The following is a 17522-nucleotide window of genomic DNA, read 5'->3' as shown; positions in this document are numbered from 1 at the left end:
TAATGATGTAATAGCTATAGGGGGATTGTTGTTGTGGAAAAAATCATTTCGCAAGCCTGTTCATTTCTGAGTGATTGTGGATTTGATTGGTCGATCTGCGGTGGTACTGCAATCGATATTTTTCTTTGTAGACAGACTAGAATTCATAAGGATTTAGACGTTGCTGTGTTTTGGGAAGATAGAAATACAATTATTGAATTGATGTTAGGTTTTGGCTGGAGGGTATTTGAAGCATGTGGTGGTGGCGTCGTCCTTGAACTGAGTAAAAAGCAAGATGCACCATTTGAAAAGCGAAATTGTTCTTTATTATAAATCAAGCTATTTAAGAAGTATTGTTGCTGCAGACCATAATCATGACCTTTATGTGTCCTTACCATACTTTAACACAGAACAAAATCAGTGGCTAAGAGAAGCACTTCAAATAAAACATCATAATGGCCATCCTTGGTTAAAGAGAATGAACTAACTAATTAAATAAAGACAAGGAGGCCGAAAGTTTTGAAACTAGTTCTAGATATGTGTCTATATTTCGCTGCCACTTTGCTTACGAGTTATTATTTTGTAGGTATTAGTTTGATAAAAAGTATGCAGGTGGCAGTTCTGATTACAACTCTACATATGGTAATCCTTTTTATAGAGAGGTATTACAAGAGGGGACATATACGATAAATGCAACTATGCTCTACATCGCCGGTTTTTTCATCATACTAAAAAAGGTGAGTATTGCTACTTACAATCATAAAATACCTATTAGCAGATTCTAATGTTAGGAGAGAGGTAAATGGAATTTATATTTATTCGGCATGGTCATGGAGAACATCTCAATGATTATCCAGATCGTTTGAATACTCTGCACCCTAGTCTTACAGAGTACGGTAAAAGTCAAGTCGCGCGACTACGAAATGAAATTAAAATTGAACCGAGCGATTTAATTCTTGTAAGTCCAACTAAACGTACAATTGAGACGGCAACTATTTTAACGAGTAATATAGATCTCATTATTTCTCCACTTGTCGGTCCGAGAATGTTTCCTCAGAACCCTGAACTTCCTTTTTTTAAATGTGATCAGATCCTATCTAAAACTGAAATTACAAACCTTTATGGAGATATTGAAATTCTCGATTTCAATTTGGATTGCTGGAAAGAAGGGATGAATAGGATCGAACAAGATGTTTTCAAAGGATATGCTAAACAATTATTAGATTGGATTGCAAAAAGATACAAAAAAACATTTATTATTTCACATGATGGTACGATAACGAATTATCGGACACTGCTTGGAGAAAAAGGATTGACTAGAAAAGATTTTCTTGGTGAGGCGGGAGTATATCGAATGAAGTGCTTAAAAATAGAGTGAGAGGAGGAAAGAAACCATGGGAGACTCATTAATCATACAAGCAGAGCGAATTGTAACCAATTTTCTTTTAGAACAAGTAAAAACATCATACCCGATCATAGGAAAAGGCTTCGTAAATCAGGTTTTCCTAGTCGAGACAGAGAGTTGTATAGTTGTTGTTCGCATGAACGATATAGGTGCTTATCCAATCTATGTGAAAGAAAAGTGGTGTATTGAACAAGCTGCCGCAAAAGGTATTCCCGGACCTGAAGTATTGTCCATCGGTAGTTCAAATGAAAACGCATACATGATTCAAACGTTTGTTGATGGAGACAACGGGTTAGATAGCACAACTCTCAATTCTGATGTTTGGAGGCGGCTTGGTGTATATGCTAAACTTATTCATTCTATTGAAGTGAATGGATATGGGGAAAATCTGATTGATCCAGTACATGGTGAGTTTCATTCTCCTTCTCATGCAGGATCGGACGGCAGTTGGTTGGGTTATGTGCAGTATAACATCAATAGTTTGACAGAGGATGATCGGTTGATTGAGCTTGGAATAATCAATCAGATGCAATCGAAGAGAGTGCGAGAACTGTTTGAAAGTTTGAAGAAAAGAACGTTCCGCTTCGGTTTAATTCATGGAGATATCTCGTTAAAGAATACGATAGTCGATCAGACAGGCCAAGTAATATTGTTGGATTGGGGAAATGCAGAAGTAAGAGCAGTACCGCATGGAGAGATTATTTGTTTGATGCAGTGCCAAATTCTAAACGGAACTCCGAATGAAGAAGAATTGAAAGCATTTCTTGAAGGGTACGGCATAAGTGTAGAAGTTCTTCCAGAAATGAGACAGTTGCTGCTATTAAAAGCCATCGATAACCTTAGGTGGGCTATCGATCGAAGTCCCAACCTAACCGAATCCTATGCTTCGTTCGCCAAACAAGTTCTTGATTTAATTATGGATTAGCTAAATGACAGTATTCGAACATTATGAAATGTATCATAAAGACAAAATAATAGAAAAGAGTGAGTGATAAGACCATGCCGATATATACGATGAATTCAGCAATGGAGTTTGTGACCGGTCTCGATTAAGATTTCTTAGTTTTTTTGGGCTGAGTCAAATGATAACTTTCACGAACCATGTCATGGATGTCAGGTTTTGATAACTCGCCATCGAGATAAACCGTGTTCCAGTGTTCTTTATTCATATGATACCCCGGTTGTACATCTACAAATGTATTTCGCAACGTGCCAGCATGATTAGGATCACATTTTAAATTGATACACAAACGATCATTATGACGGAAGATCAGAGCAAATATCTTTTTATTCCCCTTATGTCGAATCGCTGTCCAACCGTCTCCAAATGGATGGTCTTCATAGGAGTCTGGATACGACAAACAGTGTCTTACAATATCCTTTATATTCATATTGATAACCTCGTTTTCATTTTCAATGTTTGAATCAATCCTTATTAACTGAATCAAGAATATATATAACCATAAATATTACGATATTTTCAACATTGAAATTTATTACAAAACGAATTCAGTCCTAAATCTGATAAAATAGATCTCTAAAAATAAAAACAGTAGTAGGTAAGGATGGATCAAACAAATCCGATAACTACTACTGTTTTATTTGAAGGCTGCTTGTTAATTAGGATTCTTTCGTCAATTGGTAGCTTTCATCAAGCAACTCCATTATCTTTTTCTTTGTTTGCTTGTGCAGCACTACAGTAATCCAATGTTCTTTGTTCATATGATATGCAGGTAAAAACCCTTCTTCTTTTTGTAGTGATCCAACGAACTCAGGGTTACATTTTATATCCAAGATGTCTATCTTGTCATCTCCATCTAAGTTAAGCTTGTTTTTCTCTACATTCATAATTAAACCATACCACTTCTCATTTCCGTCGTGACGGAGAACTGCATAATCAGGAAGATTATCCCATGGGTAGTCTGGTGTTGTGTTGTACTTCTCTTTCACATGTTCGAAAATATCTTCTCTTTTCATTGATATCCTTCCTTTCTTATACGGTAGTTCCATTACAGATTTAATAAATCTGAGTCCAAAAGAATGAATTTTGACTGACATTAAAACTAATTACCATTACTGACCAGAATTAAATCTTAGAATTCGCCGTAGGATTGTTGAATTTAAGATGTAACTCATTCTTATCTTTCCACGTTGTTTATAATGAGCAATTGTTTCTTAGTTAACTGGGTAAAGCGGAAAATAGAAGGGAGGCTAAAACAGAATGGAATTCAAACTTGGGGACGCTTCTATACTCATACCTCCTTTACACATAACGCTGATCGCAATATTAATTATTTTCGTATTAGTCAGATGGAGCAAGCAATTAGAAACAAGACGATTTACGGTTTTCTTTTACTTTTTGATTTGCGCTTCCATTACTCCAATTTTCTCCCGTGGTACAAGGGATGGTGTATTCGAGCTATGGATTCCCTTAGGATTTTTAGTGGTTATCTTTTACTTGTTTCGTAGCAAAAGAAATCATCCTTCTAAAATGAAAGCGAGTATTTTAGGACTTTCCATTGCAATATATCAGTTAATTCTTCAATATAACGGCACAGGATAGTTCAATAAGAACAAGTAAGCAGCAGCCTTTCAATCGATGGGTTGCTTTTTCTTTTATTTCAACGGTCAGCTTATTTCCAATATGTGATAAAATGAAAAGAATATTAATAATAGTACTATTTAAATTTTCATTTTAATGAAGAAACAAATCTCATCCCAAGGAAATGACAATATACATATGTGTCAGGATCATTAGCAATATAAGAGGAAGCTGTAGCTATACTTTGTACTTAAGGAGATATCTACTTCAAGGAGGGTTAACTTACCATGCATTATGACGTAATCGTAATTGGAGCAGGTTCGATGGGGATGGCGGCAGGTTATTTTTTAGCAAAGAGTGGGAAGAGAACGTTATTAGTAGATTCCTTTAACCCCCCTCATAATAGAGGGAGTCATCACGGAGACACGAGAATCATTCGGCATGCATACGGTGAAGGTGTAAAATACGTTCCGCTCGCACTCAAGGCTCAGGAATTGTGGAATGATTTAGAGAATGTGACTGGAAAACAATTGTTTCTCCCCACAGGGGTTTTAAACGTAGGTCACGAAAAATCGAATTTTATTCAGAATATCATCTCAAGTTCAACAACCTATTCATTGACACTAGAGATTCTAAATGCGGATGAAGTAAATAAGCACTGGCCGGGCATTACTTTACCTAACGATTATATTGGTTGCTTTGAGCCAACATCAGGAGTGCTGAAATGCGAGGAATGCATTGATGCATATCGAGAACTCGCAGAGCAAAACGGAGCTACCATTGTAACCAATAGTAAAGTGAAAGAAATATTAGTTGATGATAATAAAAGAGTTACCATCAAAACCGATGATCATACTTTTAGTGCCGATTCGTTAGTGGTTTCAGCAGGAGCCTGGTCTGGAAGTCTTCTCTCCATGCTAGACTTAGATCTCCCTTTAAATCCAGTAAGAAAAACATTTGCTTGGTTTGATGACAATGAGGATGTATATCATCATAAAGATTTTCCAGCCTTTTCGTTTGATACATCGCAAGGAATTTACTATGGTTTTCCAAACATCGATGGAGCTGGATTAAAAGTAGGCCGTCATGATGGAGGAGAAACAATCAACCCAGATGAAGCCATCCTGGAATTTGATGAACTAGAGAAAGACGCGACTGATATAAAACAATTTTTACAAGACTACATACCTTCTACTCAACAAATGAAGTATGGTAAAACCTGTATGTATACACTGACTCCTGATGAAGATTTCATTATCGATTTACATCCTACCTATTCAAATGTTGCCATTGCATCCGGCTTTTCAGGACATGGATTTAAATTTAGCAGTGTAGTTGGACAGGTTTTAAGTGAATTAATTATATCAGGAAAGACAGAACAGAACATTTCTCCTTTTTCAATCCATCGATTTTCATAAAATAGCTTTACCAATCGAGACAATATAATTGAACAAAAATGAAATCCAAAGAAGACTCCAAAACCACCACTGAAGTGGAACTGAAGTCTTCTTTTAGCTGTGTTAAGTCATTCGTGCTTCAAGCCGCCGTGCCACGATGGACAACGTGTAGTTGATGACGAAGTATAGTACGGCTGCAAGTAGCAGGGCAGGGATGACGTAATCGAAGCTCTGACCACCGAGGATCTGCACGTTGTGCATCAGCTCCGGCAAGGAGATGATGATCGCCAGTGAAGTATCCTTCAACAAGGAGATGAACTGACTCACCATCGGTGGCGACATGCGCCGTAAAGCCTGAGGCATGATAATACCCCCGAGTGTCTGCATGTAGCTCAGGCCAGAGGAGCGAGCCGCTTCCACCTGACCGCGTTCTATCGATTTGAGTCCGCTGCGGACAATCTCAGCGATCATCGCACCTTCAAAAAGACTCAGACCCACAACCGTGGACCAGAAGACGGACATTTTGATCCCAAGTTGGGGCAGCACGATATGAATGAAGAAAATGATTAGCAGCAGCGGCAGATTCCGGATGATATCCACGAGGACTGCCACAATCTGTGACAGGACGGGAATGCGGGTATATCGAATAGTACCGAGCACAGTACCAAGTACAAAGCTGAATACAATTGATAAGCCTGCCACTTGCAGGGTGATCAGGAATCCTTGCAGCAAGAAACGAAGGTTGGGCCATGCGTAGGCCCCGCTAAAGTCCATAATCATCGGCCTCCTTCTGTAGCAGGACAGGTTTTAGGATGAAAGTCTGTTTTACATGGTGACCTGACCCGCTTTTTTGTTCTTTGTAGGTTTGACTTTGGCACGGCTGGCATCAGCATCACTTTGTCCGAACCGGCGCTCCATATAGTGAACTAGGAAACTGAGCGGCAAGGTGAGCACCAGGTAGAACAAGGCAACAATGGTGTAGACGCTCAGCGGCAGGAACGTATCTGAGTTGATCAGATCGGCAAAATACATCAGATCCATGCCAGCCACGACCGCAAGGATCGATGAGTTTTTGACCAGATTGATAAACTGGTTGCCAAGGGAAGGCAATACAATCTTGATCGCTTGCGGCAAAACGATCAGATTCATGGCCTGTACGTAGGAAAGACCGGAAGATCTCGCGGCCTCTAACTGTCCACGAGGGACCGTCTGAATACCCGCCCGGATTGCCTCAGCAATAAAAGCAGCCGTATAGATGGTCAGACCGAGTGTACCGGAGATGAATCCATCGAGTGAAATGCCGAGTGCCGGTAATCCAAGATAGAAGAAAAACACGACAAGCAGTAGGGGGATATTACGGATAAACTCCACAAAAGCCGTTCCGATCCAGTTGAGCGGTTTAATGGGGGATATCCGAAAGATAGCTATGATAGCGCCAAGAATAAAGCTGCCAATTAAGGCCATAATGCTCACCTGGATGGTATTGAGGAATCCTTCCAGAAATCGATCCGAGTGTTTGATTAGTACGTTGAAGTCCAATTTTCCCATGCTTGCGAAGCCTCCGTTCTCCAGAGGTAGAAACGGCGATTGCCTCCTGCCCATGCACAGTATAATAGAGGCGAAGTCGCCGTTTTAACCATCATTAATCGGGGTTACTCAGGCTTGCTGCCAAGCCATTTCTCATGCAATGTATCATATTCGCCGCTGTCCTTCATATTTTTAAGCAGGTTGTTTACTTCTTCGACGAAGGCAGTGTCGCCTTTGCGAATCGCCATGCCGTAAGGTTCACTCGTGAAGTTGCCACCAACCAGCTTGTAGTTGTTATCCGTCTGCTGCATGCCGATCAGGATGATGTTATCAGTTGTTAGAGCTTCGCCTTTACCCGCTTTGAGGGCTGTGAAGGCATCCTGATAATTGTCGTATTCGAGCACCTCGGCACTCGGGGCTTTTTCGCGAATGTTCTGCGCAGAAGTCGAGCCTTTGACGGCAAGCACCTTCACACCACTGAGACTTTCCAGACCTGTAATCGTGCTGTCATTTTTCACAAGCAGGGACTGCCCGGCTTCAAAATAGACATCACTGAAATCTACTTGTTCCTTGCGTTCATCCGTAATCGTCATCGTAGCGATGATGAGATCAATGTCACCGTTTTGCAGCATCGGAATGCGCGTTTTGGACGTAACTTCCTTTAGTTCTACCTTTGTTTCGTCACCAAGAATCTGTTTGGCGAGTGCTTTGGCGATATCAATATCAAATCCTTCAACTTCACCGCTTGCAGGGTCTTTCAAACCGAATAATTTGGTGTCGTATTTCACGCCGGCAATGAGCTTGCCGCGTTCTTTAATCTGTTCAATCGTGCCTTTGGCTTCGTTATCCTCACCAGAGCCACCGCTAGTGCTACAACCGGACAATACAAGGGATAGAATCATAACCAGCATAAACAACGGCCACTTCAATACATTTTTCATTTGGTAAAGACCCCTTTCAAAATGGATTCTTCTCAGTGGTGAATCAGACGACTCAGGAATTGCTTGGCCCGTTCTTCTCTTGGGTTATCGAAAAACTCAGCGGCGGAGGCTTCTTCTACAATTCGGCCTTCATCCATAAAGATGACTCGGTCTGCGACTTCGCGTGCAAACCCCATCTCATGTGTAACAACGACCATTGTCATCCCGTTGTGGGCAAGAGACCGCATGACATCGAGAACTTCCCCGATCATTTCGGGATCCAGTGCAGAGGTGGGTTCGTCAAAAAGCATAATCTTTGGCTCCATGGCGAGACCTCTTGCAATGGCTACACGCTGCTGTTGTCCACCAGACAACTGGGAAGGATAACTGTCTGCTTTGTCGGCAATTCCTACTCGGGTCAGATACTTCATTGCCGTAGAGGCTGCCTGCGCTTTGGGTTGTTTATGCACCTTTATGGGTGCAAGGGTAATATTATCGATGACTTTTTTGTGAGGATAGAGATTGAAGTGTTGAAAAACCATGCCGATGTCACGGCGGAAGAGGTTGATGTCCACCTTTTTCTGATGTAAAGGGACACCACTGACGACAAGTTCACCTTCGGTAATTGTCTCCAGACGATTAATGCAGCGGAGCAAGGTGCTTTTGCCTGAGCCGGAAGGCCCGATAATGACAACGACCTCTCCTTCTTCAATGTGAAGATGAATATCTTTGAGGACATGAAAATGACCAAAATACTTCTGGACACCTTTGAATTCAATCAAGAAACCCCATCCTTTCTGCTTCGTCTGTTTGAATAGGAATGATGTGGAATATATTGGAAGTGTTTTAATCATACATACTCATTCTGCTAAAGGCAAATGATTTGTTATAAAACATAACATTAGTTAAGAGATTTTTAGATATTTAGCTAGTAAATATGTTAAATACATATTATCGAGCAAAACTTATTGTCATAAATGCTAACATAACATAACATCTATTCTACTGTTACTTCACAAAATTCGGAACACATTTATAGAGTATACTAGAAGGGATGTTTACTTTATGACTCTGAACATAAAAACAAATGACATTAAGTACTTAATCGTACGTGGCAAAAAAGCGTAGTCTTATACCTATGGCATTGATATGACAGAGTGAGAGAATTCGCTTACCCGTAAGGCGGTGGTAGAATTGTCATTCCAGCGGGTATTTGGTCTAGCTAATGATCCCGGTTATTCACCGAATCTGGATTGAACTTCATGTTCAGGCGGCAGCTTATGCGTGAGGGGATTTGAGATGGCGATAATCCAGTTGAATTGAAATTAGTGGCAACGGGGATGAGATGGAAAAAGAAGAATTGCTCGTGCTAGGTATGGATATTACTGCGAGACACTCGCTGTAGGTACTATAACTAATTGAACAAACAAAATCCCGATCAGGTGCGTTTGCATCCGGATCGGGATTTTTTGATGTATTCTAGCTAATTGTGTGTTGTGTATGTTGTGTATTCGAGGTTAAAAGTTAAAGTTGTCCGGATCCGAACCAAAGCGCTTATTCTCGTTCAATTGATGAATGCGCTCGATTTCTTCCGTGGTTAGCTCAAAATCAAACAGGTTCGCATTTTCGCGAATGCGCTGTGGTGTAGCAGATTTAGGTATGGTAACTATACCATTTTGTAGATCCCAACGCAGAATGACCTGTGCTGGTGATTTACTGTACTTGGTAGCGATGTCTTGTAGAAGCGGATGATCGAGCAAATTCCCCTGACCCAGTGGAGACCAGGCTTCAATCTGTATTTGATGTTTGCTGCAATACTCCCGAAGCTCTGTTTGGGTCAACAGAGGATGGAGTTCTACCTGATTCACAGCTGGTTTAATAGTACTATTTTTCATCAGGTCCTCCAGATGGTGGATCTGGAAGTTACTCACCCCAATAGCGCGGATGCGTCCTTCCTTATGCAGTTTCTCTAGTGCTCTCCATGTATCTTTGTACTTGCCTTTGACAGGCCAGTGGATCAGATAAAGATCTAGATATTCCAGATCGAGTCGTTCCATGCTTGCTTCAAAAGCTGCCAGTGTGGATTCGTAACCTTGGTCTACGTTCCACACCTTGGTGGTAATAAACAGATCCTCGCGGGCGATTCCGGATTCACGAATACCTTGAGCTACACCTGTTTCATTGTTATATGCTTTCGCTGTATCGATACTGCGATAACCCGCCTGAATGGCCGTTTTGACGGCTTCAACCACTTCTTCTCCATCCTTAACCTTAAATACACCTAAACCCAGCCAAGGCATTTTAACTCCGTTATAAAGTGTTGTTGTGTCCTGCACATGTTTCATGGTCCGAAATTCCTCCTCTGATGTGATTTATTATTCAATTATGTAATTTCTCTGCTGAACGTCAGCCAATAGGTAATAGATGGCCGTCTGTATAGATTATACTAGAATCTTTTTGGTAATAGAAAGGAAATGCAACAATTTTGATTGGGAAAACCCACATTTTATCTTTTTTCTCTAGACCCGCAGGGATGGATAAAATCAACAAACTCAATACGTTGAGAGTTGATATGGCGTTCAGATGTGAAAATGGTATAAGTCGTAACAAAGCTACTGGAGAAAAATCAAAATTATAATAACGATCTGATGCAAAAATAGTTGAATTGGGTAATGTACATTGGATAATTTAATTGGTACTATTTGTAAAATAGAATACATAGAAACGATACCATTTGCAGATGTGATCATGTTTATTTTTACTATGATGCAGATAACAGAACCATTAATGAATAGATAAGGTGAATGTTATGAGGTTGAAACGACAACTCGCATGTATATTATATTTGACGACCATATTATCCATCTTCATTTTGGGAGGGTGTCAGAACATAAAGGAAAGTGATAAGCAGACCTATTTTAAGGAAGCAGAAGAGGAAGCAATAATATATCTAAAAAATAAATATAAATTGGATATCGTAATCACGAATAAAGAGTTATTACCTGAGATGGCGCTCGATACTATTGCTATGGAAGGACATGTCGTTGAACAGGAAGCACAAGAATTTACGATCTCGTATGACTATACGGATAAAAAAATAAAAAACTTTGGCATGAGTCCAGCAATTAAGAAAGTAATTATAGCTAAGGGGTATGATCCGTTTAACAAATAAATCATAATTCAGACTTAGAAGTACTTCTCTAGCGCTTAAAAGAGGGGGAGAATTATGAAAGATATGATTAAACCTTTACTTATTGTTCTATTAAGTGCAATGTCTATTATCGGGTGTAGCGAAGATATGAAAATCTGGAGGGCCCAAAGTGAAAATTGGAGTGCTACTTTTCAAAGTGATGGGATTTATACAATAAGATATATAGGTAAAGAAAAGAGTGTCGAGGATATTTCATTTCAATTTAAAAGTGATACGGATTTAAAAGCGAATGGCAATATGGAGGATATGGGACCGAGAAATGAGATTAAATTTCAAGTAGTTACAGATCGTGATTTTAGCAATGAGTCATTATTTCTAATAATTGAATGGAATAATAAAAAAGAGGAACTAACTTTAGAATGAGTCTATAAATATTAACAACCCTAGCCAAAGTTAATGGTTAGGGTTGTTTTTGGAAATTCCGTCCTAAGTTTTTTTTCAACCAACATTCCGAAGCAGGAAGACCAATGCATTTCTGATAATGCATGATAACATATCCACCTGCAGACAAATTAAAAAACTATTTTTCCATTGTCCGCTCATCATCAATAATAATACTGATCATTATATTCAAGACGGAAGGGTGACAATATGAATAAAGGATCCCCATTACATAGTCATCATTGATATGGAGAATCATCCTAATTACACAACACGAAATTTATAAAAAGTTGCTAAGAATCGCCCCTTTGGATATGATAATTTAATACTTATATAGGAAATCAATAATGATAAAGGACAGTGAGATAAGCGAAATGATTGCAAAAACAGAAGAAGACTTTCATGGTTTGAAGGAAATTGGCAGAATCGTTGCTTCTATTCGAGACGAAATGGTACAAAGAACCGTTCCCGGCATAACAACCAAAGAGCTTGACGCTATAGCTGAAGAGCTTTTTATGAAAGAAGGCGCAGTTTCAGCTCCAAAAAGTGAATATGATTTCCCAGGATATACTTGCATTAGTGTTAATGAAGAAGTGGCCCATGGGATTCCGGGAGATCGGGTTATTCGTGAAGGGGATATCGTAAATATAGACGTTTCTGGTTCAAAGAACGGTTATTTTGCGGATACAGGTATCTCATTTGTCGTTGGCGAAGGGGATGAAGTGCTAACTAAAATATGCGATGTTGCCAAGAAAGCATTTGAAGCTGGGCTTAAAAAAGCAAAACCTGGCTCCAAAAAAAGCGGTATCGGAAAAGCAGTATTCCTAACCGCAAAACAGAATGAATTAACAGTCATCAAAAACCTTACAGGACATGGTGTTGGACGTGCGATACATGAAGCACCTGACCATATCTATAATTACAACGATACGACGGATGACGAGTTATTAAAGGAAGGGATGGTTATCGCATTCGAACCATTTATCTCAACCTTAGAGGAAGAAGTATTCCAAAAAAACGACGGCTGGACCTTTGCTACTGAAAAAAGCTTTGTAGCTCAAATCGAACATACAATCATCCTTACTAAAAATGGTCCAATTATCGTCACACTTTAATAAGTTCAAGAGGCCGATTCCAATCCGGAATTCGGCTTTTTTTGTATTAGCTTGGCAAATTAATAACCATTTTTTAGTGCAATTTGATTAGTCGTTCCTTGACAATCGTTATCTAATCTTTTAAATTGTATGCATGTGCATGTATATAACCTGATAATTGGATGCATTTATCTATCGCATCTTTTTACATATCATTGCTACTGACTACTATTCAATCGGAGGTAATTAAATGTCTTATTCTGAATCTGTACAACCCTTATTCCGTCCATATACTCTAGGAAATCTTACACTTTCGAATCGTATAGTGATGGCACCAATGACGCGAAATCTATCTGCTAATGGTGTTCCTGGACCAGACGTAGCTGCATATTACCGCCGAAGAGCAGAAAATAACGTTGGTTTAATCGTAACGGAAGGCACGCTTGTTAATCACGCGGATGCATCTTATCAAGAAAATGTTCCCTTCATTTATGGTAAGGAAGCATTAGAAGGTTGGGCAAACGTAGTTTCAGAAGTACATGAAGTAGGAGGAAAAATTATTCCTCAACTTTGGCACATGGGCGCAAGAAAAAACGTTAATGATTATTCCGAATCTGAAGTTGTTGAAATGGTTAATGCCTTCGCTCAAGCAGCGTCTAATGCTAAACGTATTGGGTTTGATGGCATTGAAATCCATGGAGCTCATGGCTACCTGATTGACCAGTTTTTCTGGGAGAAAACGAACGAACGCACCGATCGCTATGGTGGCAGTCTGGTTACGCGTACACGTTTTGCAGAAGAAGTTGTTAAAGCTTGCCGCGATGCAGTGGGACCTGATTTTACGATTGTACTGCGTATTTCTCAGTGGAAAGAATCAGACTTTACCGCTAAGTTAGCTAAGACTCCTGACGAGTTAAAACAATTTCTTACACCGCTAGTTGAAGCTGGAGTCGATATCTTCCATTGTTCCACCCGCCGATTCTGGGAGCCCGAATTCGAAGGATCTGATCTGAATCTTGCGGGTTGGGTGAAACAAATTACTGGAAAACCAACAATCACTGTTGGCTCGATAGGCTTAGACGGTGATTTTATATCACTATTCAGAGAAGGAAAAGGTGCTGGTAACGTAGGAATTGAAGATTTAGTTCAAAAATTAGATAATGATGAATTTGATTTGGTTGCCATCGGTAGAGCCTGTTAGTAGATCCGGAGTGGGCAACTAAAATTAGAGAAGGACGTTTGGATGATTTGGTTCCATTCACATCTGAATCGCTTAAGACACTATATTAATTAAGTAATATGCTATGTTAAAAAGACTGGATAATTATCCAGTCTTTTTTTGTTGGTATATACTCAAATATATAAGTTATTAATCCAACGTGAAACGGTAGTTCAAAAACAGTATGGAGCATCAAAGAACGACAGTTCGTAGCATTTTTTTGATGGGACATACAACTCTTGCATGTAGTTGACCACGAAGAAACGGATAAAACACTTGTCTTTGAGGAGATGAAATATGGACATTTCACCAAGAGAAGCGATGTTAAAGGTAGAACGTTGGCCTAACAATACCATAGCAGCGGGTCGCCGTCATACTGTTGGACTTAAATCTGACGGTACAGTTACGGCTGTTGGTGATAATAAATTTGGTCAATGCGATGTAAACGGTTGGAGCAATATTATATCGGTCGTGGCCTGCAATGTTCATTTGGCGACGAATACGGGTAATGTTCATACCATGGGTCTTAGATCAGACAATACGGTCACAGCTGTGGGTTGGAATAGATATGACCAGTGCGGTGTAAACGACTGGCGCAACATCGTAGCAATTGCGGCGGGTTGGTGTCATTCCATCGGGCTTAAATCGAATGGCAAGGTGTTATCTGTAGGACGAAATAGTGAAGGTCAATGTAGTGTAAGCGGCTGGCAAGATATTGTGAAGGTCGCGGCTGGTGATTGGCATACCATCGGACTTAAAACGGACGGTGCGGTTACAGCTGTGGGAAATAATCGGTATCGTCAATGCAATGTAAGTAGCTGGAGCGATATAGTGGCGGTTGGAGCAGGTTATCTTCATACAATCGGACTTAAGTCAGACGGTACGGTGGCGGCTGTCGGTTTTAATAAATATGACCAGTGCGATGTATGCGACTGGCGCGATATTGTAGCGATAGCGGTAGGAAGTAATCATACCATCGCGCTTAAATCGGACGGTACGGTGGCGGCTGTGGGTTGGAATGAGTATGGACAATGTAATGTAAGTGATTGGCACGACATTGTAGCGATAGCGGCTGGATGTGCCCATACCGTAGGGATTAAACTGGATGGCACCGTGATTGCTACGGGGGATAATAAATATGGTCAATGTGATGTAAGCGACTGGCGTGGCATCCGACTACCTGGAAATTAGTTTTCAATATTGAATCCTTAGCTATTAGCTGAGAAAGAAAGAGAGTCCATTAATTATGGCCTCTCTAAATTATTTTTAAGCATATTCTCATCAAAAATATTCATTATAATCTCGGTATTATAAACATCATTATTTACTTTCCATTCATCTGCTTCTTTTAAAAGATAGATTGTTCCTTCTAGATCCAGAGCTTCTTCACCCAATGAAGCAGTACCTGTATAATTAAGTTCGATTTGCGTCTCATTTACATTTCTTTCGGTAAATTCAAGATTAGACAGGCTGACTGCACTATCTTTAATTGCCGCTACTTGAGACCCCCGAGTAAAAACTCGGGATGCGACTGATTTTGAAAAGAAGTTTTCAGTTGTTAGAGGCTTCATAACCTCTTGTTTCTCGGTTATTATTTCATCAGTAACTTCACTGATCTGAGGGCTTTCTAATTCAGCAATTTTATATTTTTTCGCGACTTTCATAGCTTCGGATACTCCAGATGATATCTCCTTCGTCTCTGAGCATGCAGAAATCACCAAAATCAGTACGAATAGTACAGAAAGTAACCCAACAGATCGTTTTTGCTTATTCATAAATTCGCTCCTTTCGGGATATTATTAAATATATTACCATAATAAGGATAAAAGAGGGGAGGATATTATGATTGACTTGTAAGTAGGTCAACATTGATAGCATTCATGATTGGCAGAGCGATCAACCTGAAGATGGTTCTGGCACAGGAAGGATACACATTAAATAAAAAGACGAAGCCAACTATGGCTCCGTCTTTAGTAGGTTTGCATACTCTAATAATCCCTAGATAGATAATAAGGCCTTTTAACAGATGAACTATTGTACCAAAAATACAGTCTCCAGCTCAGGGATATATTTCTTGACCATATTTTTGTCTTCCCACCGTCCCTTAACCCCAGCTGGGGCTTGACTTTCGGATATCACTAAGTACGGTTTGATAGTTACAGTACTCGGTAGAGTCTTGAAGGGTTCAAAGCGAATATTATAAGATTCGCTTAAGGGGTGAGCACCGATGGCCTTCAGTTGAACGCCATGTTCATCTACAATGTCATACTGAAGCGCGATAACCCCCCCGTCAGCATCCTTGTATTCCGAAGGGATCAAAGCGAGCATTTCCTCTATACTCTGTCCCGCTTTGGTTTTGTACTCAACCGATAACTGCGTTGTGATTGGGGTGATTTCCACCTTACTGATCTGCATTTTAATGTTATCGTGATGTTTGGTCTCCTCTGAAGTTAGAACGGTAATGGGCGTAGATTTTGTAACAGGCAGAATGAATTGGAACGGGGCATCGTAACCCTTTAACTTTACATTTACCGTCAAGTCAAATTGATCAGGGAACGGGACAGTCTGTGTTGTTGTGCTGGGCTCATAATAATTATTCAAAACCTCAACCATTATACTAGAAGCAGTCTCACCGTCCATGTGTTCGTAATTCCAGAGCAGAGGTTGGCCTTCATAGAGAACCTCAAACTTATCCACCGCCCCTTTATTGGCAGCGGAAAGCGGAGAATTGGGTTCCGAAGCCAAACGGTTTCCAGGAGTCGTTATGTTCATCAGAATTCGGGTCCCGTCAAATAACAATGTTGGAATATTCATAGTCACATTACCATGGGTCACACTTTGGTTTACGTTTGTGATGAAATCCTCGGCTTGTTGAACACCGGGATCTCCGTTATTTTCTCCCCATAATGAATAGATTTGGCCCAAAAATGGAATTTGCTTGAGTGCATCAGCCATAACGGGCGAGACAAAGCCGGAACCAATGATGGTAACTCCAAGGATTGCAGCGGCTGCAGTGGAAACCCACCATTTATTAATCATTCTTGTGACTTTTTTGTTCCTCTGAATGGGGGAACTCGAATTATTGGTTTCTCTGATGATTTGGTAAGTCTCATTCAGCTTGGAGCGTGTAATATCCGATAACTGGTCGGGTAGTAGGCTTTGGCAGTTCTTTAATCGTTCTTCTAACTTAGTGTTCACCATGTCGTAACTCCCTTATCTTGATTGATTTGAGATGAATGCTTTAGCTTTTTGCGGGCGCGATGCAGCCGGGTCTTCACGGCTACCGTAGATATTTCGAGAATGTCGGAAATTTGATTGATCGGCATGTCATGTAAATAATGAAGGAGAATGACAATCCGCAAGTTTTCCTCAAGATGCTGAACAGCATCCCATAATTCAATGTTCTCATAATCCTTGGAAGTGGAAGGAACGTCAGGAAGCTCTCCATATGGAAGGGTTCTTGAGCTTCTTTTAATCATTTTGTTACATTCATTAATCAGTATTCGGAAGATCCACGTTTTGAAAAAAGCAGGCTCTCTGAGTGTATGGATGGACTTAAAGGCTATAAGCATCGTCTCCTGCAGGGCATCTGCACAATCTTCGTCTTTGTTGACGATGGACCTTGCAGTTCTATATAAAGGTAACTCTATCTCTTGCATCAACTGCACGAATGCTTCAGGATCCCCAGCTTTGGCTTTGACGACAATAGGTTCTATATGCAATGGTTCACCTGCTTTCTTGACTAAAAGTATTATCATGTTTGTAACGTTACATATATTAGATCGCGTAGGAAGCTAGAAGGTTACATAAAAAACAAACTTGACCCTTACGTATACAGTAGGCTTTA

The 17522-nt window shown here is 40.1% G+C and carries 19 protein-coding genes and 1 pseudogene; 10 read left to right on the top strand and 10 right to left on the bottom strand.

The window, feature by feature from the left end; translation table 11 throughout:
• Positions 1 to 33 precede the first annotated feature (33 nt).
• From ACWPWY_RS07265 to ACWPWY_RS07255, 3 genes are all read left to right on the top strand, one after another.
• Positions 34 to 312: a nucleotidyltransferase domain-containing protein gene (locus tag ACWPWY_RS07265; RefSeq protein ID WP_454191070.1), complete on the top strand. Its 279-nt coding sequence runs from the start codon at positions 34 to 36 to the stop codon at positions 310 to 312.
• Between the two features lie 469 nt (positions 313 to 781).
• Positions 782 to 1357, top strand: coding sequence for a histidine phosphatase family protein (locus ACWPWY_RS07260; protein ID WP_454191069.1), 576 nt, complete (start codon positions 782 to 784; stop codon positions 1355 to 1357).
• 16 nt (positions 1358 to 1373) lie between these two features.
• The gene (locus ACWPWY_RS07255) at positions 1374 to 2309 is read left to right on the top strand and encodes a phosphotransferase (RefSeq protein WP_454191068.1); all 936 of its coding nucleotides are present in this window, start codon (positions 1374 to 1376) and stop codon (positions 2307 to 2309) included.
• A 124-nt stretch (positions 2310 to 2433) separates the two neighbouring features.
• Here the strand turns inward: ACWPWY_RS07255 and ACWPWY_RS07250 are convergent, their stop codons facing one another.
• Together ACWPWY_RS07250 and ACWPWY_RS07245 are read right to left on the bottom strand one after the other, a co-directional pair.
• Positions 2434 to 2775 carry an MmcQ/YjbR family DNA-binding protein gene (locus tag ACWPWY_RS07250; RefSeq protein ID WP_454191067.1) on the bottom strand — a complete coding sequence of 114 codons (342 nt, stop codon included), beginning with the start codon at positions 2773 to 2775 and terminating at the stop codon, positions 2434 to 2436.
• 229 nt (positions 2776 to 3004) lie between these two features.
• Complete coding sequence (locus ACWPWY_RS07245) at positions 3005 to 3361, bottom strand: MmcQ/YjbR family DNA-binding protein (RefSeq protein WP_454191066.1); 357 nt, start codon at positions 3359 to 3361, stop codon at positions 3005 to 3007.
• 244 nt (positions 3362 to 3605) lie between these two features.
• Between ACWPWY_RS07245 and ACWPWY_RS07240 the strand changes: the two genes are divergently transcribed.
• Both ACWPWY_RS07240 and solA read left to right on the top strand, forming a co-directional pair.
• On the top strand, positions 3606 to 3947 hold the full coding sequence (locus ACWPWY_RS07240; protein ID WP_454191065.1) for a hypothetical protein: 342 nt from the start codon (positions 3606 to 3608) through the stop codon (positions 3945 to 3947).
• A gap of 266 nt (positions 3948 to 4213) precedes the next feature.
• On the top strand, positions 4214 to 5344 hold the full coding sequence (gene solA / locus ACWPWY_RS07235) for an N-methyl-L-tryptophan oxidase (RefSeq protein ID WP_454191064.1): 1131 nt from the start codon (positions 4214 to 4216) through the stop codon (positions 5342 to 5344).
• A 102-nt stretch (positions 5345 to 5446) separates the two neighbouring features.
• On the opposite strand, the gene ACWPWY_RS07230 is transcribed toward solA, so the two are convergent.
• The 5 genes from ACWPWY_RS07230 to ACWPWY_RS07210 form a co-directional block, all read right to left on the bottom strand.
• On the bottom strand, positions 5447 to 6097 hold the full coding sequence (locus ACWPWY_RS07230; RefSeq protein WP_454191063.1) for an amino acid ABC transporter permease: 651 nt from the start codon (positions 6095 to 6097) through the stop codon (positions 5447 to 5449).
• Between the two features lie 51 nt (positions 6098 to 6148).
• On the bottom strand, positions 6149 to 6871 hold the full coding sequence (locus tag ACWPWY_RS07225; protein WP_454191061.1) for an amino acid ABC transporter permease: 723 nt from the start codon (positions 6869 to 6871) through the stop codon (positions 6149 to 6151).
• A 104-nt stretch (positions 6872 to 6975) separates the two neighbouring features.
• The gene (locus ACWPWY_RS07220) at positions 6976 to 7791 is read right to left on the bottom strand and encodes an ABC transporter substrate-binding protein (protein ID WP_454191060.1); all 816 of its coding nucleotides are present in this window, start codon (positions 7789 to 7791) and stop codon (positions 6976 to 6978) included.
• Positions 7792 to 7823: 32 nt separating this feature from the next.
• Positions 7824 to 8624, bottom strand: a complete 801-nt coding sequence (locus ACWPWY_RS07215; RefSeq protein ID WP_454191059.1) for an amino acid ABC transporter ATP-binding protein — start codon at positions 8622 to 8624, stop codon at positions 7824 to 7826.
• 663 nt (positions 8625 to 9287) lie between these two features.
• Complete coding sequence (locus ACWPWY_RS07210; protein WP_454191058.1) at positions 9288 to 10115, bottom strand: aldo/keto reductase; 828 nt, start codon at positions 10113 to 10115, stop codon at positions 9288 to 9290.
• Between the two features lie 470 nt (positions 10116 to 10585).
• On the opposite strand from ACWPWY_RS07210, the gene ACWPWY_RS07205 reads away from it, so the two are divergent.
• The 5 genes and pseudogenes from ACWPWY_RS07205 to ACWPWY_RS07185 all read left to right on the top strand — a co-directional run bounded on the left by ACWPWY_RS07205 (position 10586) and on the right by ACWPWY_RS07185 (position 14866).
• On the top strand, positions 10586 to 10942 hold the full coding sequence (locus ACWPWY_RS07205) for a hypothetical protein (protein WP_454191057.1): 357 nt from the start codon (positions 10586 to 10588) through the stop codon (positions 10940 to 10942).
• 54 nt (positions 10943 to 10996) lie between these two features.
• Positions 10997 to 11344: a hypothetical protein gene (locus tag ACWPWY_RS07200; protein WP_454191056.1), complete on the top strand. Its 348-nt coding sequence runs from the start codon at positions 10997 to 10999 to the stop codon at positions 11342 to 11344.
• A 392-nt stretch (positions 11345 to 11736) separates the two neighbouring features.
• A complete protein-coding gene (map, locus tag ACWPWY_RS07195) occupies positions 11737 to 12477 on the top strand; it encodes a type I methionyl aminopeptidase (RefSeq protein ID WP_454191054.1) in 741 nt (246 codons plus the stop codon).
• A 229-nt stretch (positions 12478 to 12706) separates the two neighbouring features.
• Positions 12707 to 13746: pseudogene (locus ACWPWY_RS07190) on the top strand (NADH:flavin oxidoreductase).
• Positions 13747 to 13972: 226 nt separating this feature from the next.
• On the top strand, positions 13973 to 14866 hold the full coding sequence (locus tag ACWPWY_RS07185) for an RCC1 domain-containing protein (protein WP_454191053.1): 894 nt from the start codon (positions 13973 to 13975) through the stop codon (positions 14864 to 14866).
• 53 nt (positions 14867 to 14919) lie between these two features.
• Here ACWPWY_RS07185 and ACWPWY_RS07180 read toward each other — a convergent pair whose 3' ends face one another.
• The 3 genes from ACWPWY_RS07180 to ACWPWY_RS07170 all read right to left on the bottom strand — a co-directional run bounded on the left by ACWPWY_RS07180 (position 14920) and on the right by ACWPWY_RS07170 (position 17397).
• Entirely contained in the window at positions 14920 to 15450 is a 531-nt protein-coding gene (locus ACWPWY_RS07180; RefSeq protein ID WP_454191052.1) for a hypothetical protein, read from the bottom strand.
• A 256-nt stretch (positions 15451 to 15706) separates the two neighbouring features.
• Entirely contained in the window at positions 15707 to 16876 is a 1170-nt protein-coding gene (locus ACWPWY_RS07175) for a DUF4179 domain-containing protein (RefSeq protein ID WP_454191051.1), read from the bottom strand.
• A complete protein-coding gene (locus tag ACWPWY_RS07170) occupies positions 16870 to 17397 on the bottom strand; it encodes an RNA polymerase sigma factor (protein WP_454191050.1) in 528 nt (175 codons plus the stop codon). Before ACWPWY_RS07170 ends, ACWPWY_RS07175 begins: the two co-directional genes overlap by 7 nt.
• Positions 17398 to 17522 lie beyond the last annotated feature (125 nt).

It is taken from the genome of Paenibacillus sp. Marseille-Q7038 (genome assembly GCF_965111595.1).
The sequence above is the reverse complement of the archived record's forward strand: the minus strand, read 5'-3'. Positions and strand labels throughout refer to the sequence as shown.

Excerpts from the sequence above, each read along its gene's own strand:
- ACWPWY_RS07220 (WP_454191060.1), bottom strand. The coding sequence starts at position 7,791 with ATGAAAAATGTATTGAAGTGGCCGTTGTTTATGCTGGTTATGATTCTA.
- ACWPWY_RS07215 (WP_454191059.1), bottom strand. The coding sequence starts at position 8,624 with ATGATTAAAACACTTCCAATATATTCCACATCATTCCTATTCAAACAG.
- ACWPWY_RS07180 (WP_454191052.1), bottom strand. The coding sequence starts at position 15,450 with ATGAATAAGCAAAAACGATCTGTTGGGTTACTTTCTGTACTATTCGTA.
- ACWPWY_RS07185 (WP_454191053.1), top strand. The coding sequence starts at position 13,973 with ATGGACATTTCACCAAGAGAAGCGATGTTAAAGGTAGAACGTTGGCCT.
- ACWPWY_RS07230 (WP_454191063.1), bottom strand. The coding sequence starts at position 6,097 with ATGGACTTTAGCGGGGCCTACGCATGGCCCAACCTTCGTTTCTTGCTG.
- ACWPWY_RS07245 (WP_454191066.1), bottom strand. The coding sequence starts at position 3,361 with ATGAAAAGAGAAGATATTTTCGAACATGTGAAAGAGAAGTACAACACA.
- ACWPWY_RS07200 (WP_454191056.1), top strand. The coding sequence starts at position 10,997 with ATGAAAGATATGATTAAACCTTTACTTATTGTTCTATTAAGTGCAATG.
- map (WP_454191054.1), top strand. The coding sequence starts at position 11,737 with ATGATTGCAAAAACAGAAGAAGACTTTCATGGTTTGAAGGAAATTGGC.
- solA (WP_454191064.1), top strand. The coding sequence starts at position 4,214 with ATGCATTATGACGTAATCGTAATTGGAGCAGGTTCGATGGGGATGGCG.
- ACWPWY_RS07255 (WP_454191068.1), top strand. The coding sequence starts at position 1,374 with ATGGGAGACTCATTAATCATACAAGCAGAGCGAATTGTAACCAATTTT.
- ACWPWY_RS07240 (WP_454191065.1), top strand. The coding sequence starts at position 3,606 with ATGGAATTCAAACTTGGGGACGCTTCTATACTCATACCTCCTTTACAC.
- ACWPWY_RS07225 (WP_454191061.1), bottom strand. The coding sequence starts at position 6,871 with ATGGGAAAATTGGACTTCAACGTACTAATCAAACACTCGGATCGATTT.
- ACWPWY_RS07175 (WP_454191051.1), bottom strand. The coding sequence starts at position 16,876 with ATGGTGAACACTAAGTTAGAAGAACGATTAAAGAACTGCCAAAGCCTA.
- ACWPWY_RS07250 (WP_454191067.1), bottom strand. The coding sequence starts at position 2,775 with ATGAATATAAAGGATATTGTAAGACACTGTTTGTCGTATCCAGACTCC.
- ACWPWY_RS07210 (WP_454191058.1), bottom strand. The coding sequence starts at position 10,115 with ATGAAACATGTGCAGGACACAACAACACTTTATAACGGAGTTAAAATG.
- ACWPWY_RS07260 (WP_454191069.1), top strand. The coding sequence starts at position 782 with ATGGAATTTATATTTATTCGGCATGGTCATGGAGAACATCTCAATGAT.